The sequence below is a fragment of the Paenibacillus sp. CF384 genome, from assembly GCF_900106745.1.
Classification (GTDB): Bacteria; Bacillota; Bacilli; order Paenibacillales; family Paenibacillaceae; genus Paenibacillus_Z.
Map to the genome: position 1 here is coordinate 108,099 of NZ_FNNV01000008.1, position 25,651 is coordinate 133,749.

27 protein-coding genes and 1 pseudogene are annotated in these 25,651 nt (G+C 42.8%); 23 read left to right on the top strand and 5 right to left on the bottom strand.

Features of this window, described 5'->3' with window-relative positions; translation table 11 throughout:
* Positions 1-48 precede the first annotated feature (48 nt).
* The 6 genes from BLW29_RS15025 (at position 49) to BLW29_RS15055 (ending at position 5,425) form a co-directional block, all read left to right on the top strand.
* Positions 49-645, top strand: a complete 597-nt coding sequence (locus BLW29_RS15025; RefSeq protein WP_090980890.1) for an ankyrin repeat domain-containing protein — start codon at positions 49-51, stop codon at positions 643-645.
* Between the two features lie 135 nt (positions 646-780).
* Positions 781-1,614 (top strand): thymidylate synthase, encoded by an 834-nt coding sequence (gene thyA / locus BLW29_RS15030; protein ID WP_090980892.1) that lies wholly within the window; start codon positions 781-783, stop codon positions 1,612-1,614.
* Between the two features lie 99 nt (positions 1,615-1,713).
* Positions 1,714-2,799: a helix-turn-helix transcriptional regulator gene (locus BLW29_RS15035; protein WP_090980894.1), complete on the top strand. Its 1,086-nt coding sequence runs from the start codon at positions 1,714-1,716 to the stop codon at positions 2,797-2,799.
* A gap of 129 nt (positions 2,800-2,928) precedes the next feature.
* The gene (locus BLW29_RS15040) at positions 2,929-3,381 is read left to right on the top strand and encodes a hypothetical protein (protein ID WP_090980896.1); all 453 of its coding nucleotides are present in this window, start codon (positions 2,929-2,931) and stop codon (positions 3,379-3,381) included.
* Between the two features lie 975 nt (positions 3,382-4,356).
* Positions 4,357-4,821 carry a hypothetical protein gene (locus BLW29_RS15050; RefSeq protein ID WP_090980900.1) on the top strand — a complete coding sequence of 155 codons (465 nt, stop codon included), beginning with the start codon at positions 4,357-4,359 and terminating at the stop codon, positions 4,819-4,821.
* A 301-nt stretch (positions 4,822-5,122) separates the two neighbouring features.
* The gene (locus BLW29_RS15055) at positions 5,123-5,425 is read left to right on the top strand and encodes a putative quinol monooxygenase (protein WP_090980902.1); all 303 of its coding nucleotides are present in this window, start codon (positions 5,123-5,125) and stop codon (positions 5,423-5,425) included.
* A gap of 139 nt (positions 5,426-5,564) precedes the next feature.
* Here BLW29_RS15055 and BLW29_RS15060 read toward each other — a convergent pair whose 3' ends face one another.
* Positions 5,565-6,548 (bottom strand): Gfo/Idh/MocA family protein, encoded by a 984-nt coding sequence (locus BLW29_RS15060; protein WP_090980904.1) that lies wholly within the window; start codon positions 6,546-6,548, stop codon positions 5,565-5,567.
* 469 nt (positions 6,549-7,017) lie between these two features.
* Here BLW29_RS15060 and BLW29_RS15065 point away from each other — a divergent pair.
* The 12 genes and pseudogenes from BLW29_RS15065 to BLW29_RS15125 all read left to right on the top strand — a co-directional run.
* Positions 7,018-7,539: pseudogene (locus tag BLW29_RS15065) on the top strand (alpha/beta hydrolase family protein); the annotation flags it as partial.
* A 149-nt stretch (positions 7,540-7,688) separates the two neighbouring features.
* On the top strand, positions 7,689-8,201 hold the full coding sequence (locus BLW29_RS15070; RefSeq protein WP_090980908.1) for a hypothetical protein: 513 nt from the start codon (positions 7,689-7,691) through the stop codon (positions 8,199-8,201).
* Between the two features lie 109 nt (positions 8,202-8,310).
* Complete coding sequence (locus BLW29_RS15075; RefSeq protein ID WP_090980910.1) at positions 8,311-9,063, top strand: SDR family NAD(P)-dependent oxidoreductase; 753 nt, start codon at positions 8,311-8,313, stop codon at positions 9,061-9,063.
* 992 nt (positions 9,064-10,055) lie between these two features.
* Entirely contained in the window at positions 10,056-10,430 is a 375-nt protein-coding gene (locus BLW29_RS15085) for an Imm50 family immunity protein (RefSeq protein ID WP_090980914.1), read from the top strand.
* 171 nt (positions 10,431-10,601) lie between these two features.
* On the top strand, positions 10,602-11,186 hold the full coding sequence (locus tag BLW29_RS15090) for a VanZ family protein (protein ID WP_090980916.1): 585 nt from the start codon (positions 10,602-10,604) through the stop codon (positions 11,184-11,186).
* Between the two features lie 9 nt (positions 11,187-11,195).
* The gene (locus BLW29_RS15095) at positions 11,196-11,717 is read left to right on the top strand and encodes a DUF3221 domain-containing protein (protein ID WP_090980918.1); all 522 of its coding nucleotides are present in this window, start codon (positions 11,196-11,198) and stop codon (positions 11,715-11,717) included.
* Positions 11,718-11,817: 100 nt separating this feature from the next.
* A complete protein-coding gene (locus BLW29_RS15100; protein ID WP_090980919.1) occupies positions 11,818-12,354 on the top strand; it encodes a hypothetical protein in 537 nt (178 codons plus the stop codon).
* 77 nt (positions 12,355-12,431) lie between these two features.
* Complete coding sequence (locus BLW29_RS15105; RefSeq protein ID WP_090980921.1) at positions 12,432-12,668, top strand: cold-shock protein; 237 nt, start codon at positions 12,432-12,434, stop codon at positions 12,666-12,668.
* Positions 12,669-12,880: 212 nt separating this feature from the next.
* The gene (locus tag BLW29_RS15110) at positions 12,881-13,423 is read left to right on the top strand and encodes a hypothetical protein (RefSeq protein WP_090980923.1); all 543 of its coding nucleotides are present in this window, start codon (positions 12,881-12,883) and stop codon (positions 13,421-13,423) included.
* Positions 13,424-14,124: 701 nt separating this feature from the next.
* On the top strand, positions 14,125-14,595 hold the full coding sequence (locus tag BLW29_RS15115; protein ID WP_143044410.1) for a hypothetical protein: 471 nt from the start codon (positions 14,125-14,127) through the stop codon (positions 14,593-14,595).
* 63 nt (positions 14,596-14,658) lie between these two features.
* Positions 14,659-15,528 carry a phosphotransferase enzyme family protein gene (locus BLW29_RS15120; RefSeq protein ID WP_256208660.1) on the top strand — a complete coding sequence of 290 codons (870 nt, stop codon included), beginning with the start codon at positions 14,659-14,661 and terminating at the stop codon, positions 15,526-15,528.
* A 50-nt stretch (positions 15,529-15,578) separates the two neighbouring features.
* The gene (locus tag BLW29_RS15125) at positions 15,579-16,040 is read left to right on the top strand and encodes a hypothetical protein (protein WP_090980929.1); all 462 of its coding nucleotides are present in this window, start codon (positions 15,579-15,581) and stop codon (positions 16,038-16,040) included.
* Positions 16,041-16,133: 93 nt separating this feature from the next.
* On the opposite strand, the gene BLW29_RS15130 is transcribed toward BLW29_RS15125, so the two are convergent.
* The gene (locus BLW29_RS15130) at positions 16,134-17,132 is read right to left on the bottom strand and encodes a LacI family DNA-binding transcriptional regulator (RefSeq protein ID WP_090980931.1); all 999 of its coding nucleotides are present in this window, start codon (positions 17,130-17,132) and stop codon (positions 16,134-16,136) included.
* 332 nt (positions 17,133-17,464) lie between these two features.
* Between BLW29_RS15130 and BLW29_RS15135 the strand changes: the two genes are divergently transcribed.
* Positions 17,465-18,904 carry a glycoside hydrolase family 32 protein gene (locus BLW29_RS15135; RefSeq protein WP_090980933.1) on the top strand — a complete coding sequence of 480 codons (1,440 nt, stop codon included), beginning with the start codon at positions 17,465-17,467 and terminating at the stop codon, positions 18,902-18,904.
* A gap of 92 nt (positions 18,905-18,996) precedes the next feature.
* A complete protein-coding gene (locus tag BLW29_RS15140; protein WP_090981182.1) occupies positions 18,997-19,815 on the top strand; it encodes an EcsC family protein in 819 nt (272 codons plus the stop codon).
* 182 nt (positions 19,816-19,997) lie between these two features.
* Here the strand turns inward: BLW29_RS15140 and BLW29_RS15145 are convergent, their stop codons facing one another.
* The 3 genes from BLW29_RS15145 to BLW29_RS15150 all read right to left on the bottom strand — a co-directional run bounded on the left by BLW29_RS15145 (position 19,998) and on the right by BLW29_RS15150 (position 21,071).
* On the bottom strand, positions 19,998-20,195 hold the full coding sequence (locus tag BLW29_RS15145; protein WP_218147108.1) for a hypothetical protein: 198 nt from the start codon (positions 20,193-20,195) through the stop codon (positions 19,998-20,000).
* Between the two features lie 107 nt (positions 20,196-20,302).
* Positions 20,303-20,449 (bottom strand): hypothetical protein, encoded by a 147-nt coding sequence (locus BLW29_RS31445; protein ID WP_177186641.1) that lies wholly within the window; start codon positions 20,447-20,449, stop codon positions 20,303-20,305.
* The gene (locus tag BLW29_RS15150) at positions 20,421-21,071 is read right to left on the bottom strand and encodes a sterol desaturase family protein (RefSeq protein ID WP_090980937.1); all 651 of its coding nucleotides are present in this window, start codon (positions 21,069-21,071) and stop codon (positions 20,421-20,423) included. Before BLW29_RS15150 ends, BLW29_RS31445 begins: the two co-directional genes overlap by 29 nt.
* 172 nt (positions 21,072-21,243) lie before the next feature.
* On the opposite strand from BLW29_RS15150, the gene BLW29_RS15155 reads away from it, so the two are divergent.
* The 3 genes from BLW29_RS15155 to BLW29_RS15165 all read left to right on the top strand — a co-directional run bounded on the left by BLW29_RS15155 (position 21,244) and on the right by BLW29_RS15165 (position 25,628).
* Positions 21,244-21,846, top strand: coding sequence for a TetR/AcrR family transcriptional regulator (locus BLW29_RS15155; RefSeq protein WP_090980939.1), 603 nt, complete (start codon positions 21,244-21,246; stop codon positions 21,844-21,846).
* A 296-nt stretch (positions 21,847-22,142) separates the two neighbouring features.
* The gene (locus BLW29_RS15160) at positions 22,143-23,807 is read left to right on the top strand and encodes a response regulator transcription factor (RefSeq protein ID WP_090980941.1); all 1,665 of its coding nucleotides are present in this window, start codon (positions 22,143-22,145) and stop codon (positions 23,805-23,807) included.
* An 18-nt stretch (positions 23,808-23,825) separates the two neighbouring features.
* Positions 23,826-25,628 carry a cache domain-containing sensor histidine kinase gene (locus tag BLW29_RS15165; RefSeq protein ID WP_090980943.1) on the top strand — a complete coding sequence of 601 codons (1,803 nt, stop codon included), beginning with the start codon at positions 23,826-23,828 and terminating at the stop codon, positions 25,626-25,628.
* Positions 25,629-25,651: the final 23 nt, after the last annotated feature.

The window sequence follows — 25,651 nt, forward strand, 5'->3', positions numbered from 1 at the left end:
ATTGGCGAATGTTTAACATTCTATACTCAATGAGAAAGTTGGTCTAATATGAACAAAATGAAAGATTTCTTTAATGAAGTGGCAAATGGAGATTTGGACAAAATAAAAGCTTTTATCGAAAACGGAATAGATGTAAATGAAAAAGATGAAAATGAACAAACGGCATTAATGGTTGCCGTGATGAGCAATAATCCGGAAGTCGTGAAACTGTTGCTTGAGTGCAAAGCTGATGTAGATGCATTCGGAATCCATAAGGAAGATCGTAACCCTATAAATTATGCTTCTGCTTATGGGCTTGTAGATATTGTTAAAATTCTACTTGAATATAAACCCAATATGAAACTTCTTAATGTATATGGCGGAACACCATTGATTCCTGCTTGCGAGCAAGGGCATTATGAGGTTGCAAAACTATTATTAGAAGAAACAGATGTAGATGTTAATCATATAAATAACTTAGGGTATACGGCCCTGTATGAAGTTACATTTTCCCCAAACAGAAGTTCAGTCTATGTAGACATAACAAATTTGTTAATTAAACATGGGGCAGATCGTAATATTAAAGATAAAGGGGGAAGAACCCCTTTAGAAATTGCAACAAAGAATGGATTAGAAGCTATAGCCAACATATTAGAAGGCCAATGAGGAATAGGATAGGCAGTCTGTTGACTTACGGAGATGAAGGCCGTCGAACAGTTTATTGTTCAGCGGCCTTTATTCAGTTAACGGGAGTTAACGTGGAAGAACAAACATATCCAGGATTTTATGGAGGCTATAAGGATGGGAATGGCTGATGAGATATACGGTAAACTAGTGACTGAAATTCTAGATGAAGGAATCTGGGACAAAGATCAAAATGTCCGAACGACTTGGTCAGACTGTTCTCCAGCTTACACAAAAAGCTTAATATCAAAGCAAATGCAGTTCGATAACTCTGAAGTTCCGATACTTACAACAAAAAGAGTCCCATGGAAGTCTGCAATTCACGAATTATTATGGTTCTATGTTAAAAGAACAAGTGACTGTTCCTACCTTGATGAAAACAATGTGAAGATATGGAAAGAGTGGACAAATGGACAAAATAATATAGGAAAAGCCTACGGATATCAGTTAGGCAAGCCAATTATGTTGAAAGGTCAAATTACAAATCAAGTTCATAATTTAGTTGCAGAGTTAATCAATAATCCTGCGTCAAGAAGACATGTGGTGTCTCTTTGGAATATTGATGATCTAGATCAGATGGAACTTTACCCTTGCGTTTGGAACAATCAATGGCTTGTAAAGCAGGGGACTCTTCATCTAGTGGTAAATGCCAGGTCCAATGATATTGGTCTTGGAAATCCGTTTAATGTTTTTCAATATTATGTATTGCAAAGAATGGTAGCTCAAGTAACTGGATACAAATTAGGAACATTAACTTTGAATCTAAATGACGTCCATATCTATGAAAGACATATAGATTCTCTTAAAGAACAAATTCAGCGTACTCCATTTCTAGCTCCTGAGCTTTGGATCAATCCGGAAATAAAGAATATAGATGATTTTACTATTAATGATTTTAGATTGATGAATTATGAGTATCACCCGTCCATTAATATGGAAATCGCTATATAAAATTGCTGAATTGTCTCCTACACAAGGCAGAAGCAAACACAACTTAGATCAAGAAAGAGATGTACTTTTCTTCTATAATCAATATAGAAGGAGGTGCTAATGAAATACATGATGCAGGAAATGATTGACTGGATTGAGGATCATCTTTTTGAAGATTTTTCATTAGAAAGCTTAGGACAGCATATGGGGTATTCTCCCTATTACTGTTCGTTCAAATTCCATCAAATGACTGGAATCAGCATAAAAAGATATATGTCTCTTAGAAAAATTTATCTGGCTTCTATCGAGTTGAAAGAAACCAATGAAAAGACGATCGAGCTTGCATTCAAATATGGATTTTTATCTCAGGAAGCTTTTACGAGAGCGTTTAAAGGAACATTTGGTATAAGCCCGAATGCATTTAGAAAAAAACCGCAACCATTGCAAACCTATGTGAAACTTAATATCAATCGTAGAGAAGGTGACTTTATGATGGACATCTCACAAAAATTGAAAATTGGAGCTTTGCAACATAAAATGCAGGATCAATTTGATCAAGACATACTGAATATCTTAAATGGACAAATGATGTACGAAGAATTTTATCATCATCAATTAATGGAAAAAAGCGACTATGTCCCATTTAATGAAGCGATGTGTTCAAACGATACTAGCGCTACCCTATTTAGCGATGAATTTATACAAATAAGAGCATCCGGACATCAGGTGTCTTTACAGGAGTATGAGAAGATTACCTTGACTCCTTTGAAACCCCTATTTGAGAACAATTACAAATGCATCGTTCTATGGTTCGGTGATGATATGTTCTGTCAAATCAATTTACTGACCGTGGTGGCATATCTAGAACAAGTGGGGTACGAAGGAAAAGTGTATTTCCATATGGTTAAGGAAGCGACTTATGAAGTGGAAGAAACGGAGATCCAGTTAGGAGGTTACGGTGAGATTTATCAACAGGTGTTGATGCAGCATCGTCTACCCGATGCGAAGTTAATGCCTGTTATGTACCAAGGCATTCTATTATATTTAGAATATTTAAAGGAAGATAATGAAATCACTGCGTTTATTAAGAAGCATATAAGCAAACCACAGCATGAACTATTGCAACAGTTATTTCATCTATTTCCTCACTATGGACTAGGAGATTTGCAATATATCAAAATCATTGAAGCCCTGAAACAAGCTTAAATTGACGTTAGTTTAAGAAACCTTGGAACAGTTTGCATACGGCAGCTGTTCTATTTTTTCGTTACGCTTGGCTTCCATAATAATCCATGTGGTAAAATGAGTGCATGTAACAAATAGGAGGCATGGTTAATGAAGCCTATTAAAATCCTCATCCTCTTTGTTAGTGTTATAACAGGTATTTTCTCGTTTACACAAGGAGCAATGGCTACTAGCTACCCAAGTGCTGTTTCTTGGAATAATTTCGTATACGGACTTTCCATTGAGGAGATCGATGTTAAAGACATTGGCAATCAGATTGGGAGGATCGAGCGTCTAAGGACACCTATGCCAAAGAAGAACGGAGAATCCAATGACACGCCTGTCGGAAGCCTTTTGTTTGAAATTAAAGGGGTAGATACTCATGATGAAATCGCAGTGAAAGTGGATGATAAATATTACAAGGCGTCCCCAAATGGACCACTTCCTGTTACCGAAGATACCATTTCAACCAGTAAGGTTATAACACTGTCAGCTGTCAGTTTCTTGGGTGTATGTTTAACATTGATTATCATATGGAGAAGGAAAAGAAGACGTATTGGTTAGTTTAATCCGCCAACAGGTACGTTACCTTCCTTTTGGTTAGCGGGCATTTTAATATGCTGTATGATGAAAGCAAGGACAGGAAAGTTATGTTCCTGCTGATTGAGGAGCTGAAAATGCGATTATTGACTATTTTGAACGGCTCATAAGCAAATTTAGGGATGAAATGCGTAGAAAAGAGTTTCCGTTTTTCGTTCTCATACTGATAGGTCTGCTGCTCATTTCCAAATCCCACCTCGGTTATTCTTTCGGTGACAGTATATTCAGAGCGATTGGACTAGCACCTTGGACTAATGCCGAGTACGAATCGGGAGTGCATTTCCCGGTTATTGTCGGGCTGATTGTGATTCTTGTTGGCTACCTTGGTGCGGTGAAGTTTTATCAAGTACGGTTTCCTAAGGTACGAAGCCGAATCATACTGAGCTGTATAGCATTCGTGTTTCTGTTTCCATTCTTGACTGAAAAAGCGATGATTCTTCTGAAATACAATTCAGTATCCGTTTCCTCCGTCGCATTCTCCCGAAATAACAGCCATTGCAACTATAGATCGGAAGAAGCGAAAGTAATAGCGAATTGCTCCGTTACGTTGCTCAATTACGGGAAGGAAAAGGATGTAACGATTCGTCTTTTTCTAATACGACGTACATCCAAGGTCCACCTCATACTAAGGTTAATATCGGTACGGAATTTAACGGCATGTTGGTAGACGGAACAGGTTTCTCTGGTTGGTCGAACGATATCGGCATTGAAGTTGAGCTTGATGGCTTGAAGAAAGTTTACGGGAAAGAGTAACAATCGGCGATAATCTGTAAGGGGGTTAAACATCTGGAACAGTTCATAGACGAGGATTGGTATGGCAGCTACTTTGAATTAGCCATTCAATATAAAAATAAATTAAATGATGATGTGCTTACAGACTGTATTCACGGCTTGTGGTCAAATAATCACCTGTTTGGTCCTTACATTGAGAAAGAGAATGTGAGTAAAGGATCTAACGATTTCGGCTTAGTTTCAGGTGAAGTGTTCTCTAATCATCTTTATGGTATTTTAGCATTGGCTGACTCAACTCTCCTCGGGTGCTTATCATTAACAGTACGTGAGGAAGAGGGTTCTGATTGGCTGGACTTTTGCATCCCCTTAGGAATGCTAGAAAAGAAGTATGCCGTTTCGTACCCCCTCATCCCCGAGAATAATTCATTTCTGCGAGAGCTAGAAACGGTGTTTTTTGAGATTTCAAAAACAGTGTATTCAATATATCCATTTGATATGGCGTTGATTGGAGAAGAGGTTTCTGGCATGCTCTATGTCGATTCGCTTACAGAAGATGATGTGTTAAACGGAGGAGTTATTCTACCTGAAAAAACAGTAACTAAAATGCGTGTTCTACATGCGGGTACTCGAATAGCCCCAGACTTACTTCTGTTTCCTAACAGAAAAAACTGATTCTGATTCTGAGACATGGGATTTGTTTTACCACTCATAATTATTGGATTGGCAGCGATAGTAGTTATTATTATTCTATCTTGTTTGGTTTACTCTTCATTGTATGAATATAGAGATTTTCATTACGGCAATGAAGATTATACAATCAAAATCAATAGAATTACTCATCATGTGCAATATCTGTCATTAGCAAATGGATGGTTAGATGCACCTCGAAATTATTGATGCGCCTTTCGAAGTGAATGCTTGCGCATGTCGAAACAACGTGATCAAATCTCATAAGCAGAAAGGAAGATGAAGGATGAGCAAGTACGCCATGTTCGGAAAATTAACGGCCTATGAGGGAAAACGGGAAGAACTCGCGGAGATGATGTTGGCATCCAGCGAGACATTGAACGATATGGAAGGCTGCATCTATTATATCCTGCATGCGGCTGAAGACGATCCTAACGATCTTTGGATCTCGGAGTTGTGGGAGAGCCCTGAGGCACATGCCGCATCGTTGAAGAACGAAAAGGTGCTGGAGTTGATTGGGCGTTGCCGGCATTTAATCGCAGGAGTCAGTGCTATAAAGGTTCGGCCGCTCGGGGGGAAAGGATTTTAGATCAATCGATACTTCTTTCAAATAGCAGAAAACGATAGTCCAACAACAGGCTGCCGAATTATTATTCGGTAGCCTGCTCTACTTACGAAAGCAGCATATTTAAGTATAACCGATACAACGGGTCCCCAAATACGACAGCTTACCCCTCGAACGGATAGACAAGCCCCCACTGGGCTCTTAAGGTATCCAACGTCTCGGCGACCGCGATCGATTCGTCGAGCGTGATCAAGGCGTTCTCCTTCCGGCCAGACCGTAAATCTTCATGTACAGCTGTAAATTCGTAGCCGAATCCTTCTCCGGTCCGTTCATCCTTGATTGTGTCCTCAAGCCGATCCCCTATGAACAATCTGGCTTCTCTAGGGGACCAGAACCGCGGAACTTCAATATGGCCCTTGGTTCCGATGATGCGAACCTCTTGCGGCGTCGAAGTCGAGATGGAAGAGAAGAGCGAAGCCATCTGTCCGTTCTCATATTCTAGCAAGCATGCCATTCGGGCATCCACTCCAGTAGAAGTAGAGCGGGAACGACTGAGAACCTCGACGGGCTTGGAGCCAAAAACCATAGAGGCGTAGGAGACTGCGTAAACGCCGACATCGAGCAGACTGCCCCCGGCCATATCGGGATTGAACAAGCGCGATTGAGGGTTCTCCGCAGCAGAGAATCCGAAGTCCGCCGTTAAGTAATGCACGTCTCCGATGGTGCCGTCCGAAACCCACTGCATGACTTTGCGCGTTACCGGGAAGAATCGGGTCCACATCGCTTCCATAAGGTACGTTCCGGTTTCTCTCGCTTTCTCAACCATCTTCCGAACCTGCGCGGCATTCGGAGCAAATGGCTTCTCACATAACACCGGTTTGCCTAATTCAAGTGCCAAACAAGCATGTTCCATATGGAGATGGTGCGGCGTGGCGATGTAGATGGCATCCACCTCCGGGTTCCGGATCATGGCTTCGCAGTCGGTGTAAGCCTTTGCACCGTAAGGCTGCGCTAACTGCACCGCATTAGCTTCCGTACGGGAAAACACAGCGACCAATTTAGCATCGCTCAATTCCTTGAAGTCGTTCATAACTCGCTTCGTAATTCCACCTGCTCCAATAAATCCCCAACCAATTACAGATTTCATGGGCTCACTCCGTTCTTTCGCTTCTTCCGCCGACCCTCAGGGGCTCAGCCATAAGATTAATTTACCATGGCCCAGACAAGGAGGCTATCTTAACTTAAGCCGAATGCAAGGAAAGTTAGCATTCAACGGGCAGGTTAACGCAACTTTGTTTTATTTCTTTCGTATTTTCATTATCTGGAATATCTGCTGTTTATCGGAGGCGAACCATGAAAAAAAAGTATTTATGTATCACAGTTATGTTTGTTCTGCTGTTAACCGTTCTAGCTAGTGGGATGCAACAATGAAACAACTGATGAACAAAAAGCAATACGAGTTGCAAATAAATACAAAGAAATTGAATATAAAGTGGATGATTACACGAAAATAGAATTCCCTGAAAGTTATCTAGCAAAAGGTGATGAGATAAAACCATTTATGACGGATGAATTCTATATAGGTAAAATGACAAGTAGGGAACGGTAAAGCCTCTGGTGGATATCTAAGCTTGTTAATAGGCACTATGGACATTAAACCAAAAGCGATAGTTTCTTGTTTTGGACATGATATTCTAGGGGAATGGGCGACGAAACCGAGTGAACATTTCCGCCAACAATATGAAATCGTTGATAAGCAAAGCGCCTATCAATTCATAGGGGAACAAGAAATAACGAATGGTCAGTGGGAAGAACGGGGCAATTTATTATTTTATTGTTTTCAGCAAGGTGTTTGGGTTAATGAAGTGAGCGGATTCGATCCGGCTAATGATTATCATAAATTAACACAATATAGCCCTATTCATAATATCACTGCGGAGTATCCGCCTACGTTATTTCTACATGGAGATCAAGATAAAATAACGCCATATGAGCAATCGGTGATGATGTATAAGAAGCTTCAAGAACATGGAGTATATACTGAGTTGATAACGATTGAAGGAGTGGATCATGATTTTGATCGAAATTTTATGATCCGATGGTTCAAAGTGCGTTTCAAAATGTTGTTGATTTTTTAAGAACACATTTATGCAAGTAATTCTCAGAAATGGCGCAGCAGTTTAGTTCAAATTAAGTATAGTAATCGCACTCATGAAAATGTAGTATTTTGAGGGAATGAAATCGTAATATTCTTTTCAATAAAATGCAAGTTGAGGAGTGTTGTTAGATGTATTATGAAAATTGGTATGAAAAACTCGATATGGAGAAGAAAGCCCAAGCGGACTCACTGATTGACAAAGTACACAGAATTACTCCAAATTCTGAAAAAATAAAAGCGTTGGGTATTGCATATTTAGAAATCGAAAGGAATTCACCAGCTCTGTCGGAGTACAGATTTATTCAATATCTTAAAAAAAGCCTTGCTGATTACGATAAAAACCCGTCAGACCGTGCAAGGTCCCTTGAGAAAAATGGATACCCATTAATTAAAGAGATCATTCATAAAGTGAATAATGCAGGTATTTCTGCCGGAGAGTTGATGACTCTTTTGAAAGTATTTCATTATGAAGGAATCATGGACACGTTCTATCGATTTGAACACACCTATATGGATGATTTAGATGATTCTGAATTTCCATCGTTTGTTATTTCAGAAGTTGGCACAGATGGTGAGTTGACTGGACGAATGGTCAATGTGTACGGATGGTTATCAGAACTAAATCCTAGTAATATATCTTGATATTGATTACTTACGAGCAAGATTAAGGGGGAAGTGAACCAATGGTTCTCTTTTGCTCAGCTCTAATACATATGGACGCCATATTGGTGGTCAAGGGAGAGGCGCATCTGTGCAGAATTTATTTGGGAAGGTTGCTCTTGTAACTGGGGCTAGTTCGGGAATCGGCAGAGCTACTGCGGAATTAATGGCATCTAGAGGCGCTAAGGTCGCTATCCATTATCGCGATAACATAAAAGGGGCCACGGAAGTGCTTATGGCTATTCGTGAATCGGGTGGCGATTGTATTGCTGTTCAAGCCGATGTAACCCAAAAAGATCAAGTAGAGACAATGGTTCAAGAGGTTGTTTCCACTTTTGGGGCCGTAGATATACTGGTAAATAACGCCGGAGGGGGCGTCAAGAAGAGCACATTTATGGATATGACGGAACAATTATGGGAGGAGACCTATGCGTTAAACGTAAAAAGCATCCTTTTTTGTTCCCAGGCTGCATTGAATCATATGATCCCGCAAAAATCAGGCAAAATAATTAATCTTTCTTCAGCAGCGGCTCGTCTTGGAGGCGCAGGCGAAAGTATCCATTATGCCTCAGCGAAAGGGGCCGTAAATACCTTGACGGTCGGTATGTCCAGAGAACTTATCGAATATGGGATTATCGTTAATGGAATAGCCCCCGGTATGGTGGATACGCCATTTCATGAAAAATTTGCTCCCGATGAGAATCGTCTAGAACGGCTGGTCGCTTCCGTTCCTGTTCAACGCGCTGCAAGTCCTGTGGAAATTGCGGAAGTAATCTGTTTCCTTGCTTCGGATGCGGCGAATTATGTGTTGGGGGAAACCATCACTGTCAGCGGAGGAAGATGATGTGCAATAGTAAAGAAATGGAGTGATCTATTGAATTGAAAGATGTCGGAATCTACATAAGCATTGGAATTGCATTTGGTGCCGCGTTTGGAGCAGCATTTGATAATATAAGTCTTGGAATTGTTTTCGGAATGTTAGTTGGATTAGTAATAGGATTGTTTAGAAATAGCAGAATGGCTGACGATAGCTGAATGGAAACACAACGGCAGCCGGCATACGATCGGCTGCCGTTTTCCATTGAAGTAACGGGCTGTGTAGCTCAACAGCTGTCCGTACATTTACCAATTAATAAACTTACAAATTTAAGATAAAATGATTTATATAACTACGGAATTAAGGTGAAAATTATACTTCTTAGAGCTGCACTTCATAAGGAATCTGAGATCGAAATGGATCCAATGATTATTGGATTGTCTTCGATCCCAATTGCATTACTTGGTCTCTTTTTATTTTGTTTTCCTGATTTGGTTTTCAGGTTTTTTACTTTTAGCGCCTATAGATCAATGAAACCAAATCATGAATTTGAAGAGAATATTCAGTACAAAGAACCAAGTAAATTATCTTTAAGGTTAATAAAAATATTCGGATTGTTCTTATTTCTTTTTGGAGTATATCTATTTTGGTTTGCAGAGGACTTTTATAACTTTTGGTTTAGCTAAACGCTAGCGAAATCACGATTCATTTGTCTGAACTTATTGAACGAACGGATCACGATAGTTCAAGAAAGACAATTGGAGAATATTAAGAACATAATTGGGAAGTGATAGTTCATCACATACTAATGAGACTATCCAAGTAAGGACGGAATTGAAATTACAGTATTTTTCAAGTGGCACTGCTCCATCTTATCGTTGCGCTAACTGGCACGATGACAACCAAAGAACAGGCTGCCGACGTAAATCGGCGGTCTGTTCCGCTAACGGGGCAGTTTAGTTGAATAGAGAGAAATGATAAAATGAAGAAAGCTACGGACAAAAAATGGGGGGAACTTCATGTGGTATGACAATTTAAGTGAAAATACATTTATCAAAATGTTATACAAAGATGTACCTCCACTAAAGAACCTGAGAATTGAAGAAATTAAAATCTCTCGTGAAGGAGATAGAATTACCATCGGTTTTGATTTGCCTGTATTTGCTGATAATCCACCTAAAAAATGGATTGAGGGGGGTTATACAACTGTTTTTGTGGAGCTCGACTTTTTTGATATTCAAGAAATTACTTTGAGGTCAAGCAACAACACATATAGAGGAAATATTGATATCGAAAAAGATGACTTAGGATTTATTAATATCAATATATCGGGAACAGTTGAAGCAACAATAAAGGCAGGTTCCGGTCTATTTCAATCTGTTCGTGGATTTTAAACCTTTTGATTGAACTAACGGATACTATAGTTCAATCAATACAGGGGCAGCAGATCAGAGGATCTGCTGCCCCTTTTGTTGAATTAAGGGGCAGAATTATCGTAAAGGAAAATGTTGTAAGTTGGGCGAATTAGGTCTATAACAATCTTTTATTGAAAGGAGAAATAGAGGATGCTTGACACCAGCTTTGCTTTTATCACAATATCCGTGCTAGGAGCACCCATTCTAATCATTATCAATCTGCTCTTCAAAAAACGATTAATCTTCCATGTTATCAGTGTATTGGCCTTAATATATGGGGGTGCGGTTATTTCTGTTACGTTTTTTCCCATGCCTATAGACCAGCGTTTAATTGCGGATATGAAAACAAGTGGTGTTGTCCTTTCATATAACCTCATTCCGTTTAAGAGTATCTCCGGATCGCTCAATCATTTTTATTATATGGTCGGTATCCGCAATGTCTTAGGAAATTTACTTTTACTGCTTCCTTTTGGTGCACTCTTATGGATAGTGAAGGTTAAAACAGTGGGGAGAGCACTCCTATATGGACTACTGGTATCTCTCGCAATTGAGGCAATGCAGTTGGCCATATCTCTTCTTTCCCTCGGTATAAGATCAGCCGATGTAGATGATTTAATTTTAAACAGCGCGGGGACCCTTATCGGATTCTTATTATGCCGATCCGTTTATCAGATTGTAAGGAGCATAAGGCGAACACCTGTAAGGGATAAATCATTAAGTAATAGAGTGAGTTAGGGGGAAAAGATGGAGAAATTAATAGTCGGATTACTGTTAATTTTAAGTGTACTTAGCATTACAGGCTGCAATAAACAGAGGGAAGTTGTTGAATCGAAGCCTGCAAGCGTTACTTATACGGGTTACATAACAAAAATAACCACAGATCGTATTCTCGTAGCGTCGGAAAGGAAAATGACTGGAAGCGAGATGTACGATGCCATGTGGCTTGGTGTCTCCGACCGAAGTCTTGCCATCGGTCAACGCGTAAAGGCTACGCTCGACGGAGATATTGATAGTTCTTACCCTGGTGTTGGTTCGGCTAGCAGCGTCGTTGTCGTCCCGATTCCGATCGTGAGTGAAGCGAAGCTTAGACCGGAGCAAGCGTTAGCGCAGGCGATTGCCAGCAAATCTGAGTTGCAAGTCCCGATCGTCACGAAGATCGTGTACGATGCGAGTACCGAAAAATGGGAGATCGGTCTGTTGGACGGCTTGGCTCCCGATCCGCATGAAGAAATCGTTATTATCAACGAAGAGAAGGCGGGCGGCTAAATCATCATTAATATCGTATCAGTTGGTATGGAATAATATGGAGTTTACAGTGGTGCTGCCTAAACGGGGTACCTGTTTCGACGAGGAGCGGTGGTAGTAAGTGAAAAGAACAAAAGAAAAACAATACTTATTTTTTATTATCGTATTAATATTTGCACTATCGGCGTGCACTTCAAACCCAGATTTCGATTTGTATGAAGGAAAACCGTTGAGAATAGCTGTGGTTGGAGTACCTCCAAAAGTAAAAGAAGAACAAGTAAGTTTTATAAAGATTTCATTTGATGAAATGATAAGTGATAATTTGAAGGATTATGATGCGGTCTTTGTTATGAAAGAAAATCTTCTCGAAGCCGCTGAGAGTCAATATGCAGATTTTTACTTGAGTTCCATCATTCCAGTTTTTTTTATATCGACTAAAAGTCATGTTCCATTTACTGAAAAAGACATAGAATTTGAAGAGTCTTGGGGCTGGGCTCCTGGCAATAGCTACGCTGTTGGGGTTCTCTCATTACAAAAAAATCACACATTTAAACATTGGGAATTCGGTTTATACAATGATGAAAAAACTGATGCACATATAGAAGATTTGTATTCAAGAATTTTTAAGACAATTGAAGAAAATAAACTTGAATTGTAAAGCGGTGATAAGCTTTTTATTATGCTAACAGGTACTTATGTGGAGTGATTGCTGATTAAATTGGGGAGGGAAAACTGATGCCTCACGGTCGAGTCAAATCCTATAATTATGAAGAAGGATATGGATGGATTTCAGTTGACGGTGTGAAAGATGTATGGGTGCATTTCTCTGGAATACATCCCGATACTATCCGATTTCCAACGGGATTCAAATTTCTCAAAGAGGGTCAGATAGTTGCCTTCGACCTTAGAGAAAACCCATTTTCAGTCGAACAAGCAAGAGTTGCCTTAAACCTCGTTATTATGTCAGATTAGGTATAAATACTGGAGTTCTTTAAACTAACGGGTCCGATAGATGGAAAAGAAAAGTAGTACAAGGCTATCCTAAAGGAGGCCTGTACTACTTTTTCTTTATTAATAATTGAAATATGCCTATTAAGAGAATCACTATAAATGCAACTTTCCAATCCTTGGAATCGTAAGGAGGGTAAGGTTTTTTATCTTTCAGAGTCTCTAGGAGGTGAGTTATGAGGTCTAAAATAATCTTCTCAATAATAGCAGTAATTTTGTTGGTTTCCGTTCTAAGTGTGGTTTATTATAAAACGAATTATAAGATTCTTGATGAAGCAATAAGCGAATCAAACGTACCTATTGATGAAATTTTTCATACTACCGATTATAAAGGTTACACGATCATTTTTTATGGTAATGACGATACTTTATCAGTGGGATTAATTGAAAAGACCCCTCTGGGATATCGGTGGGGGTTTGGAGCAGGTAGTAAAATGTTTAACGAAGACAATCAAATTTTAACCAGAATGTTCAGCAACTTACAACCTAGAGAAATAAAAGCTGACGATGAACTTGTATCCCTAACATTTGGTGTCATTTACGAAGACGCAATAGAAAAAATAAAGATTAAATACAAAGACCAAAGTATCGCTGACGCGACAATTATCGAAACCAACAAAGGTCGAATATGGTATTGTTTCTCAAGTACACCTGTCAATTACGACCCCGACGTGACAAGGATATATAAGAATGGTACTGAAATATTGGGGTGGTATTGAACGAACGGGCACCATAGCTCAATAAACACAAAGATAAGGTATACGGAATAAAGGCAGCCCTTCGCTACGCTAACGGACAGTTTAGTTCCAATATATGGTACCATATGATAAGAATGGAGGTAATGTTGATGAGTAGGAAGATAGTATTCATCTTATTACTTATTTCATTTATTAGCTGTATCTTGTAGTAAGAGAACAAACATTGATATACCATGGTGTCATTTATGAAGGAACAAAGCTGATTGGTGAAGATTTAAAAGTCCAGTCGAAGTGACATTTCTATTTCACGAACGAGTACGATAGTGAAACATAAGAAACTTGCCCTTAGTCTACTATTATTTTCTTTTAACCCAAATCTCTAGTATAGCACCGATAGCAAGTCCAATTATAATGAAGGGGATGATTCTTCCATCAATCCCTGCAGCATTAGCAAGACCACCTATGCTTATGTACATTCCATTCACCTCGATAAATCCTATTCGTTTATGGAAGGTGAAAGACATTCAAAATCATTTTCTTGATCTAGATAGATCCATCGAGTATTTCCCACCACAACAAATTCCATTTCATCTACGTCTATTGGTTGAATCAGCTCGGAGGTGATTTCTATAATTAAGAAATCGTTACTCATTGTCTTCTTGGCAACGTTGTTGAGCCCAGCATTCTTCGTAAAGCCGCATATCGTCTCAGCTTGTTCCTGCGTGGTTCCGATCTCCGCAGAGGAGCAAGTTAAAGGGGAGCTTGATCGCAAATCGGCGATCTTTGAAGGAACTGTAGTTGATATAAAACAACCACCTCAAAAATTAGTTATGTCCACGGCAGACCAAGTTAGAGTTACTTTCGAGGTGTCCAGAGTGTGGAAAGGTGTAGTGCGGGAACAAGCAGAAGTATACACCGCCATGAGCTCTGCAAGCTGCGGCATTGAGAATTTCGAAGTCGGGACTAAGTACATTGTATCAGCTTATGAAGATTCCAAACCTCTTGAAACCAATATCTGTGACTTAACGAAGCCGATAGCTGCTGCTAAAGCCGAGCTAGCCATTCTTGGTACCGGTTATGCACCGACGGAGTCTGGCAACCTGATGCCGATAACTCTGATTGTTACAATTGCTATCATTATCATTGGCCTGATTGTTTGGTTAATCGTTAAGCGTCATAAGGTGCGATTATAAGTTCGATATGAACCTGTTGCAGAAGGAGATGCAAATTGCACAATGGATAACATACTCGGGTCAATGACTCTGAACAACGAGGTATTGGATAAATTCAACGTTCAAATAGTCGCTCCGCTGGGTGGAACCCATAATCTGCACTGGCTAGTAGATTGTCGCGGAGAGCGGCTTGTGTTGAGACGGTGGTGGTCCACATCTACTGACAATATCGACTACGAATTACGTCTGCTGACAAGCGTCGCTGCACAAGGATGGCCCGTCGCGCCCGCGGTTGAATCACCTATCGAAGTAGATGGTCATTATTGGTGCCTGTTTCCTTATCTTCCCGGTGAACCGCCGTCCGTAGATAATCGGATGCTCGAACAACGTGCGCGAGGAAGACTGTTGGCTCAATTCCACGATGATCTGGCGAAACTTAATGGGTTCGGGCAGCGTGAAGGCTGGCGGCGCTGTGAGGAGATCCTTAATGACCCGGCATTGGACATTATGCTATCCAAGCAAGAGCAAAGGCAACCGGAGGAGATCCGTATCCTGCGATGGCACCTTGAACGAGCGCGCGAGCGGGTTGCAGGGCTTAACCTTCAAGCTCGGCCGGGTATTGTTATCCATGGAGACTTCACACCGTGGAACCTGCGATTCTTAGACGGTTGCCTCTCGGGAATCCTTGACTTTGATCTGTCCCATTGGAACCATCGAGTCGCCGACTTCGCCCTTTCATGGCGAGGCATGCATGATGATATTGTCCGGGCGTATGATGAGGTTTCCCCGCTTGAGCTTGAGGAATGGGAGCTGCTCACGCCGGCATGGTGGGCGTGGCTCATTGAAGATGCTTGTCGAGATATTAAGAGAGGCATTCCAGTAGATGAGTGGACCATTAAGCACATATTGAGACGCTCTCCGCTAATGGGACGAGATTCCGCTGTATTCAGGTAGAGGATTCCACCAGCATACAAACAGTTGAGAGTTGAGAGGGGGAGACACAATTGGGACCTGCAGAGTATTCTATTAGAAATCCTTCCGGGAACAGAATCCTAGTCGCCATGACGATGATGATTAGTCTGTTAATCTACCATGTAATTGACTCCATACACGACCGAGACAGCATAATTTCCATATCCGCTGCCGCTGCAGAGCATCTCCTGTGCGTAGTTGTCTTGATAACGACATTGGCTAGAGGATGTAAGAAACCGACTGAACTCTATCTTAACAGGGAGCAGCTTGTAGTAAACGGGCGCAACATTCAAGCGAAGGATATGAAAGTCATCCTCATTATGGGGTATTTCAGACCGACGATCGGAATAAAGCCGCATGGGAAGAATATCGTCCCTATTCAGATGTGCTTTAGGTTCGCTAAGGATGAAGATCAAGGCATCTCGGATCTAGGGAAATGGGCTGTTCAGAACGATGTAAAGTTGGTCCATAAGCGATTTCTAAGGTGGATATGAGCAACAGCCTGCATCGCACAAAGGCTAATCATGAGACAGCTGATTTCGAGATTTCGATCGGCTGTCTTTGTTATGTGAATTTAGCCGCCATCCTCATCTTCGTCTAAACTTGGAGCTTTTTCTTTCGATCAATGCAGGCTCCATCATGATCGTAACCAAGCTAGAGGACGTCTCTTGATGGATGCGATTCAATAGTACCTCGAAGGTCGTCTTCACCATATCCCCGATAGGCTGATGAATGCTTGAAATCTCCATCATTTTAGACAGGTAGGTATCGTCAAAACCAATGATACTGACGTCCTCGGGAATCCGAATATGTCTTTCCTGCGCGGCCTTCATCATCTCAAGGGCCATAATGTCGTTTCCTGCAAAAAGGCATGTAAAGTCAAGCTTGTCCGCTTGACCCAGATAGTTCTCGATTTCTTTGCGGATCATAAAGCTGCTTTGGGAAGTTTCATGAATCTGGATGAAGTTTTCTGTATGAAACACAAAGCCGTTTTCCTGCAAAACTTGCTCGAAACCTCGAAATTTATCTTCGTCTCGCTCCGCTCCAATATACCCAAATGTCTGATGTCCGGAATGAATGAAGCTTTCGCCTGCCAATTTGCCTGCTTGAAGATGATTGAGTCCGACACTGTCGAATAATTTCTGACTCTGGGTGATCACAATGGTGGGAATCTCCAATTTGGAAATACGCTCAAGATTAAAGTCGCTTGTTGGCACAATGATGATCCCATCCACCTGCCGGGAGACGAAGTTTTGAATGTTTTCCCATTCCGTCACCGGATTGAATTTGGAATGATGAAACAGGATGCTGTATCCGTGTTTCCTTGCTTCTAACTCTAGCGAATCAAGGATCTCCACAAAATAAGGATTGTAGATTTCCTTTACGCATACGCCAATAATGTTGGTGCTGCTTCTTTTCAACGTTTGAGCTGCTTTATTGGGAATATAGCCAACCTCTTCAATCACGCGCATAACGGCATTGACGTTTTCTTGGCTGACACCTTTATGGCCATTAATGACCCGGGATACGGTTGGTTGGGACACATTCGCCCGTTTGGCTATTTCATGCATAGTCAGTTTTACCATGGGGATAGGCTCCTTTCAGAGTTACTATATCATAAAACCGAATGGGAGAATATATTCTGAATATTATTCAAGAAAACGTATTCTTATATTGTGAATAATTCAGCTTGAAATCGATGAAATATGCACAATTCTACCTTGGATAGTATTTGAAGTCGTAGTAAATAACCGCTTATATCCAGCAATAATTATGCGTTGACAAGGAAAATAACGGATGATAAGCTAAGGTGGAAAAAGTTAGAAGAATATGAATACGTATTCACTAATATTCAAGAATCCTGATGTTATCTGCTAATCGGAAGTGAAAACAGAATACAAACAAGGATGTGAGCCGTATGGATAAGTTTAGACCGAAGTATCATTTTACACCTGAACGGAATTGGATGAATGACCCGAATGGGATGGTGTTCTTTAATGGAGAATACCATCTGTTCTATCAACATCACCCGCATAGCGCACTGCCGGGGCCGATGCATTGGGGTCATGCAATCAGCTCGGATATGGTGAATTGGGAGCATTGCCCTATCGCCTTGTATCCGGATGAGAATGGGGTAATCTTCTCGGGAAGCGCAGTTGTAGACTGGGAGGACACATCGGGTTTCTTTGGCGGGAAGCCTGGATTAGTAGCGATATTCACACACCATGATCGAATGCCGGGGATGGACCGGGTCAGGGAACGCCAAAGCTTGGCGTACAGCTTGGACTCCGGCAGAAGCTGGATTAAGTATAGCGACAACCCTGTTCTTGAAAGCGATCGCTTCGTTGATTTTCGAGATCCCAAAGTATTCTGGCATTCTGACTCGAAGCGGTGGGTCATGATTCTGGCATCAGGACAATCGGTCTGTCTGTACCACTCCGACAATTTGAAGGAGTGGACGTTTAGCAGCGAATTTGGCCATGGTAACGGTTCGCATGACGGGGTATGGGAATGTCCGGATTTATTTGCACTTCCCGTGGATGGCGATCCATCCCGCATGAAGTGGGTGATGATCGTCAGCATTGGCCGCCCAGAGCAAGGAACCATGACGCAATATTTTATCGGGGAATTTGACGGCCATTCATTCGTAAACGATAATCCGGCTGACGTCGTACTTCGTCTTGATCACGGCAGCGACAATTACGCGGGGGTCAGCTGGTCTGATGTGCCTGAAGAAGATGGACGCCGTAATTATATCGCGTGGATGAGCAATGGGAAATATGCCATTGTGACCCCTACGGATGAGTGGCGCAGCGCGATGACGGTTCCTAGGACATTGACCTTGGAATCCCGGCATAATCAAATCAGGTTGATCCAGAATCCTGTTCGAGAATTGGAGCAGATTAGAATCTCTATTCTATCGTTGGAGGAAACATCGATCGAAGAAGCTCAGCTACATATAGCCGGATTAGAATTGGACAGCTTTGAAATGATCGCAGAATTCGTTCCCGGAATGACGAAGGCTCTCACAATAAAAGTCAGAGCATCCGATTCACAGCAAACGGTTATTGGCTATGAGGCGAATCAGAACGAAATATACGTTGACCGTACAAGGTCTGGAATCATTGATTTTCATAAAGGATTCGCGGGAATCCATGCGGTGAAGCTGGCGACGGCGACCGAGTCGATCAAGCTGCATATCTTCGTGGATCGCTCTTCTGTCGAGGTATTCGTAAATGATGGGATCGCCGTGATAACCGATTTAATATTCCCCGAACCGGGTGCAACCGGACTGGAGCTATCTGCTTCTGAAGCTGGGATGCGGCTCCGCCGGTTTGAACTGTTTAAGCTAGGTTAGTTTCTATCTCATCTGAATTAAATGAAACGTCGAGGCGCATATTGCAGTATGTATGGAAAAAGGAATTTTCCAAACGAGGTGCCTACTCCATGATGACGAATACAGAAACTACCGAATATTTAAGATCAGAATTAAAGCAAATCGAACGATGGGAGCAAGATCAGAAAGGGCTGTTCTTCTGGGAGAAGCTCGGCAGACTGCCTTTTGCCATCTTGGACCGAATCACCCCAAAGTTCATACAGGATAAGATTGGTACGGCGCTTGACGAGCTCGGCAATTATGTCCAGAGCGGCGGGCGATATCTGATCAGCAAGGAGCAGATGTACCGCAAATTCTTCCCGAATGCGGAGCGGGATGAAACAGCTGACTTCGAGCGAATCGCTCAGCTTCCGCTAGGTCGAATGGATGAAATGGCCGATCGCATTATCCAAACAAGCAGCAAGACGGCGACGGTGCAAGGGGCGACAACTGGAATCGGGGGTATTTTCACGCTTGCCATTGATATTCCGCTCCTGCTTGGCATTTCGCTTAAAGCGCTCCAGGAAATTGCGATTAGCTACGGCTATGACCCAACGGAACAGGCAGAGCGGGTCTTTATCGTCAAATGTTTGCAGTTCTCCTCCGCTGATATCGTCGGGAAGAAAGCGATTCTGGATGATCTGGCCGTGTTCCAATCCGGTGAGCGCAGCGGTCAGGTCATGTCCCAGCTGCAAGGCTGGCGCGAGGTCATGCTTACGTATAGAGACAATTTCGGATGGAAGAAGCTGTTCCAAATGATTCCGATCGCAGGCATGCTGTTCGGAGCCTATCTGAACCGATCCACCCTTCAGGATGTCGCAGAAACTGGTAAAATGATGTATCGGAAGCGTAGAATTCTCGAGAAGTTGAACCAGGAGCACGCGGAGAACTAGTTCCATATAGGATAAAGACCCGATCATGCGCTCATGATCGGGTCTTTTCAACTACTTGGCATTCAATTCACCAAATAGGGTATCCTTTATCGTAAATCCACTTTATCGTGGGGGTTGCCATGATGCCACATACCTACCTCTGTATATAACGACTTTTAACGAACGTACAGGATTAGTTTAGGTTATTGAAATAAAGGAATGATCAATGCAATTATACCTAGAATGGTGGTCCACCATGCAATTGCCTTCTTGGGATTTGCAAAGCAAATGATCCCTAGGATAACGGCAATCCCACCCAACACGAAAGGGGAATAGAAGAACCCGATTATGGCCAATACAATACCGATCAAACCAAGCCATTTTGCTGCTGTTTCATTCATAATTAACATCTCCATTAGTTTAGATTTGTATGAGCAAGTTATCTGCTTCGACTAAAGTAAGGTAGGTATGTCGCATCATCGCAACCCGACTGGAATTGCATCTATTTTCAACGCACAGGCGTTTGACCGGTTGCCATGCAAACGAGTCCGAGGATAACAGCTATGCTGCCCATCCAGGCAGTGGCAAAGAAACAGCCGATAATGGCTAATACGATGCCAATCCAACTAAGCCATTTTCTTGTCATTTCGCTCATGTGCAGCATCCCCCTTATGCGGTTTAGGAAATGAAGTGCTGCGGTTTTTACGCTTTAGCCGGTTAGTCTGCAAGACCATATCCATCACAGGGTTCGTTACGCCGTACATCGCTTTCTCATCCATATGATGATGCAGCAGATGTCTTTTCTTCATCCATTTCCCCCAAGGCGTGAACGGTACGATAGGGCGATGAGCGATATAATGCTGCCATTGATAATAGATCTGAAAGCTGGATGTACCGAACACGACGGCCAGTGACAGATGCCAATCAAATCCCGTTACCAAATACGCCGCTGCGAGGATAATCAAATAGCCATACACATCGACAGCTACCGGTCCGAATAAATGCTTTACATCGTTAGGCGTCTCATGGTGAGCGACATGCCCTTTATAGGATTTAGGAGCAAATTGCGGGCATTCATGAAGAACGAATCGGTGTGCCGTGTATTCGATTAAGATAAATAAGACAGCGCCAACGCAAATCGCCGGAATCGTCCAGAGACTGCCGAATGTCGCAATGACCCCGCAACAGCTAAGGATGACAATAGAGATGAGAAACAAAATAGGATGCTGGCCTAAAAATTCTCGCGTATATTGCATACGGGTCGTCTCCGATCTCATATACAATCCCTCCCATTTAATCGACCTTGTGTTGATTAGTCGTCACACAGTTTATTATAATGAGATGGACGATTAATTCAATAATCAAGATGCGCTTAAAAGTCGACTACTCGACACACGGCTTAAGGAAGTTCATTAGTTGCGAAATTAGTTCACTTCGAGGTGGAAGAACATGCAGGACAAGACAGATCCTAGAATAATAAGAACGAAGCTGATGCTCAGAGACGCCTTAATTGACTTATTGGAAGAGAAAGGATTAGAAGCGATAACCATCCGGGATTTGATGCTGCAGGCCGGCTTGCATCGGAGTACGTTTTATTTACACTACCGGGATAAATACGATTTACTAGAATTGAGCAAAGAGGATATGATTAATGAAATTCTAGCAATCGTCAATGAGATCGACCCTATTCTCCTCATGAAATATGCCGCGCGTAACGAGCCTGATCCGGCCTTCCTGAAACTGTTCGATTTCTTTACGCTGCATGCCGTATTTTTCAGAGTTCTCTTAGGGCCTAAAGGCGATCCGGCTTATCCCATTCAAATCAGAAGAATAATGGAGAAGCTTATCTACAATAAGCTGTCCTTGATTCCGTCCGAACAGGAAGCAATGCCGCGTGAGTACATTATTGCCTATCTGGCTGCTGCAAATTTAGGAGTCATCCAGCACTGGTTGGAACACGGCATGCAGCTTTCTCCCGCAGAGATGGCGTTGTTGATAACCCGAATGACCACCTTCGGACCGCTGCAGACCTTCGGACTTAAGGAGGCATAAGGAACAACGAATGACGACATAGGTCAACCTTATAATACGGGTTGGCCCTTTTTGTGCTTAATTTTCGCTAAAGATCGCTTCAACCGTTCGACAAAGAACGGTCTATTTGTTCGATTATTGTATAATTATGCGATGGGCATTTCTTCAAATATAGGAAACGATAAGGAGGATTCATGCAAGGTAAAAATAATACACCAAATCCAAAAATAACAACCTTATTTAACTTCCCCGGCTTCGGTAATATGAAAGTCAAAGTCTGGTTTAAGAGGAACGATTGATCGAGGGGGGCAAATAAAGTGATCAAACTTATGGTAGTCGATGATGAACGCTGGATTCGTGAAGGATTGAAACAGACGATTGACTGGAGCTCGCATGGCATTACATTCATAGGCGATGCCGAAGATGGATGTGAGGCACTGAAGCTGATCGATTCGAATGCTCCGGACATCGTCATCTCGGATATTAGAATGCCCACTATGGACGGAATGGAATTAATAGAAGAAATCGAGCGAAGAGGATTGGACATCAAGGTGATTTTTATCAGCGGATTCAGTGATTTCGTATATGCGCAGAAAGCCGTGAAGCTGGGAGCCTTCGATTATATCCTCAAGCCCATCGAGGAAAAGGTTCTCATGGAGATTATTGAGCGCTGCATCTGCGAAATTACGAATAAGAGAGAGCTTGCCCTCCGCTTAGAAGAGCTTTCCGGTCGTGTGAGAGAGAGTCTGCCCCTCGCTAGGCAGAAGCATTTGGAAATGTGTTTAACCCAGCCAATTGCCGGTCCGGAATTATTGTCGAAGTGGGAGGCGCTTCGCATTGAGTTGAAACCGAATCGACTCATTGTCCTATCAGCCGTTATCCATGATTGGGGTGAGCGGGAAATAAGTGAGAGGGGCTGCTCACAACTTAGATATGCGCTTGGCAAACTCATGGAGGAGGTCTTTCATGAGGGAGATGTATCGTGCGTGGCCTGTCCCTTACATGAGAATGAATTTGCGGATGCAGCGCTTATTAGCTCGTGGGAGAAGGTAACAGCCGATCCTGCTATGGAAGTCTACCGCTGCGCGAAGCTGATGATAGAAGGTGCGCTCGAAGTGCTAGGCATTCAAATTAGCATCGGCATCAGCAGCATGGTAGAGGGAGAACGACTAGTAGTCGCTTTTAGGGAAGCGCTTACAAATAGTGCGAGATATGTATTGTACGGCCCTGGTCGAGTGCATGGTCCGGAAGAAGCAGCTGCTCGAGACTGTAAAGGAAAAGAAACGGTTATGTTCACCGCGGGCATACCCTCCATTGCGATGAAAGCCGATGCACTCGATATGGCATGGATGAATCGCGTTCTTCATGCCATCAAGCTTATGGACGAAGGGAAGCTAACCGATCTGCTTGACCAGCAGACGGAGCTGCTTGAAGAGCTTGTTAAAGAGACTTCCGCGCTTGCCGTTCGATGTGAGATGAACATGTATCTCGGGACCCTTCTATCCAAGTGGAAGGAGCTGTGTTTGGGGAGAGAGCATTCTGACGCCTACTTCGTTACCCATCAACAGAAGCTTGAGCTGTACCGCTGTACGCTGGGCAACTGGAAGAACGCAATCATAAGTGCTTTTCTGAAGAAAGATCGAGCTGCTGCCGGGTCCGGACAGCGAAGTACAATCGAAATCGCCCTGCGCTACATTCACGATAACTATCATCATGGCATCAGCCTCAATAAAGTAGCAGAAACGATCTATATGAATCCTTCCTACTTTAGCAGGGTATTCCATGCTGAGGTTGGGGAGACGCTGAGCCGTTATCTCATTCGCATTCGAGTCGCCAAAGCGAAGGAACTGCTCGAGCAGACGCCGCTTAAGATCTATGAGGTTGCGGAATCTGTAGGGTATAGAGACTTTCGGCATTTCGTCAAAACCTTTAAGGAATCGGAAGGGATCACCCCTGCCCAATTTCGAAACTACGGCACATAAGAAGAGAGGGAACCCATCATGTCGTCACTCTTCGGTAAGCTGAAGCTCCCTACTGTCGGTATGAAAGTATTTGTCCTATTCGTAGCCAGCATGTTGATTATTATTACCGTAATGGGCTATCTCTTCTATGATAAATCCGCTGAGCTGATGGAGAACAAAATCGGAGGCATGGCGCTTCAGAATGTGCAGCAGATGAGCAAGCGGATCGATATTCTCTTGGAAGGTTATGAGGATCGTTCCCTTCAGGTCGTTGGCAGCGAGGAGATTCAGAAACAGCTGATCGGAAAGTTCGCGAACGAGACAGAGGAAATACAGAATAATGATGCGAATACGGCTTTCTTATCGAATCTGGTCAATTCAAGAAACGACATCAATGATATCTATCTGCTGGGCGAGGAAGGGTTCTCTTTCCATTATTCGCCTAAGACGTCATTTCCCTCCTATAACGCTTACGCTAATGAATTTATGCAGGAATCTTGGTATAAGCAGATTCGGGAGGCTGACGGCGAAGTCGTCTATTTTGGCATTCGACCGTCGCTCATTAGAGGCAGCGACACCAATTTGGTATTCAGCTTTGGCCGTGCCGAGAAAAACTTTACGACCCGTGGAGAAATTATAGGCGTGCTGGTCTATGAAGTCGATCCAACGGAGATCATCGAGATTCTGTCGGAAATCGACTACAACGGATCAGGCATGAATGTCATTGTGGATGATGAGGAGCAGATTATCGGCGATAAGGATGGGTTACGTCTGTCCAGTGAGCTTGGTGTTCCCCTAGGTAAAGAAAGCCAAGGAATCGTAAGCACTAGAGTGGATGGGGAACAGATGCTGGTTGTCTATAACCGGTTGGAAACGAGTAATTGGACGCTGGTCGGTATGCTTCCGGGCGCTGATTTAATGAAGGAAGCAGGCAGTCTGCGGTGGTACATCCTCTCTCTTGGGCTGGCGTTCGCCTTCATCGGCATTCTGCTTGCGATCTTTATTGCCTCAACGGTCCATCGACCGCTTCAGAAGATGATTCGAGCGATGCGCAAGGCTGAGAATGGCGACTTTAACGCCCGCATCGAAGATAAGCGGGAGGATGAATTTGGTTATCTGTTCAGTCATTTTAACCGCATGGTTGCTCGTATCAAGGAGTTGATTAACGAGCTATACGTGCAGAAGCTGCTAGAACAGGGGCTTCAGCTCAAGATGCTGGGCTCTCAGATCAATGCCCATTTTCTATACAATACCCTGGATTCGATTCATTGGATTGCCCGTATTCACAAGGTAGACGACATCAGTACGATGATATTCGGGCTGTCTAAATATTTGCGGGTAAGCTTGAATGAAGGCAGGGACGAGGTTGCCGTCAGCGAGGTCATTCAGCTGCTCGACAGCTACATCATGATTCAGAAGATTCGTTACCAGGATAAGTTTTCGCTGCATTTGCATGTCGATCATTCGCTTGAGCAGTATACGGTATTGAAGTATATTTTCCAACCGCTTGTGGAGAACGCGATTTATCATGGTCTGGAGAAAAAGTCGGGTAAAGGCCGGTTAGATGTAGCTTTTATCCACGAAGATGACTGTTTGAAGTTTAAGGTAACGGATGATGGTGCGGGCATTGCGGCAGACAAGCTCTCCGATCTACAGCTTATCCTAGGCGGCAAAGGGCCTGAGGAATACGATAATTTTGCCCTGCGGAATATTAATTCGCAAATCCACATCGCTTACGGCACGCAATATGGAATCGAGATTCAAAGCAAACATGGCGCTGGCACCGAAGTCACGATGACGATCCCACTTACACAGAGAAATCAAAGCAAGCATGCCGGCTGAGCGCCTGACGCAATAGGGCAGTA

Bases quoted from the DNA above. Each gene is read 5' to 3' on its own strand.
- BLW29_RS15025 (WP_090980890.1), top strand. From the start codon at position 49: ATGAACAAAATGAAAGATTTCTTTAATGAAGTGGCAAATGGAGATTTG.
- thyA (WP_090980892.1), top strand. From the start codon at position 781: ATGGGAATGGCTGATGAGATATACGGTAAACTAGTGACTGAAATTCTA.
- BLW29_RS15035 (WP_090980894.1), top strand. From the start codon at position 1,714: ATGAAATACATGATGCAGGAAATGATTGACTGGATTGAGGATCATCTT.
- BLW29_RS15040 (WP_090980896.1), top strand. From the start codon at position 2,929: ATGAAGCCTATTAAAATCCTCATCCTCTTTGTTAGTGTTATAACAGGT.
- BLW29_RS15055 (WP_090980902.1), top strand. From the start codon at position 5,123: ATGAGCAAGTACGCCATGTTCGGAAAATTAACGGCCTATGAGGGAAAA.
- BLW29_RS15060 (WP_090980904.1), bottom strand. From the start codon at position 6,548: ATGAAATCTGTAATTGGTTGGGGATTTATTGGAGCAGGTGGAATTACG.
- BLW29_RS15070 (WP_090980908.1), top strand. From the start codon at position 7,689: ATGTATTATGAAAATTGGTATGAAAAACTCGATATGGAGAAGAAAGCC.
- BLW29_RS15085 (WP_090980914.1), top strand. From the start codon at position 10,056: ATGTGGTATGACAATTTAAGTGAAAATACATTTATCAAAATGTTATAC.
- BLW29_RS15090 (WP_090980916.1), top strand. From the start codon at position 10,602: ATGCTTGACACCAGCTTTGCTTTTATCACAATATCCGTGCTAGGAGCA.
- BLW29_RS15095 (WP_090980918.1), top strand. From the start codon at position 11,196: ATGGAGAAATTAATAGTCGGATTACTGTTAATTTTAAGTGTACTTAGC.
- BLW29_RS15105 (WP_090980921.1), top strand. From the start codon at position 12,432: ATGCCTCACGGTCGAGTCAAATCCTATAATTATGAAGAAGGATATGGA.
- BLW29_RS15110 (WP_090980923.1), top strand. From the start codon at position 12,881: ATGAGGTCTAAAATAATCTTCTCAATAATAGCAGTAATTTTGTTGGTT.
- BLW29_RS15120 (WP_256208660.1), top strand. From the start codon at position 14,659: ATGACTCTGAACAACGAGGTATTGGATAAATTCAACGTTCAAATAGTC.
- BLW29_RS15130 (WP_090980931.1), bottom strand. From the start codon at position 17,132: ATGGTAAAACTGACTATGCATGAAATAGCCAAACGGGCGAATGTGTCC.
- BLW29_RS15135 (WP_090980933.1), top strand. From the start codon at position 17,465: ATGGATAAGTTTAGACCGAAGTATCATTTTACACCTGAACGGAATTGG.
- BLW29_RS15140 (WP_090981182.1), top strand. From the start codon at position 18,997: ATGACGAATACAGAAACTACCGAATATTTAAGATCAGAATTAAAGCAA.
- BLW29_RS15145 (WP_218147108.1), bottom strand. From the start codon at position 20,195: ATGAATGAAACAGCAGCAAAATGGCTTGGTTTGATCGGTATTGTATTG.
- BLW29_RS31445 (WP_177186641.1), bottom strand. From the start codon at position 20,449: ATGAGCGAAATGACAAGAAAATGGCTTAGTTGGATTGGCATCGTATTA.
- BLW29_RS15150 (WP_090980937.1), bottom strand. From the start codon at position 21,071: ATGAGATCGGAGACGACCCGTATGCAATATACGCGAGAATTTTTAGGC.
- BLW29_RS15155 (WP_090980939.1), top strand. From the start codon at position 21,244: ATGCAGGACAAGACAGATCCTAGAATAATAAGAACGAAGCTGATGCTC.
- BLW29_RS15165 (WP_090980943.1), top strand. From the start codon at position 23,826: ATGTCGTCACTCTTCGGTAAGCTGAAGCTCCCTACTGTCGGTATGAAA.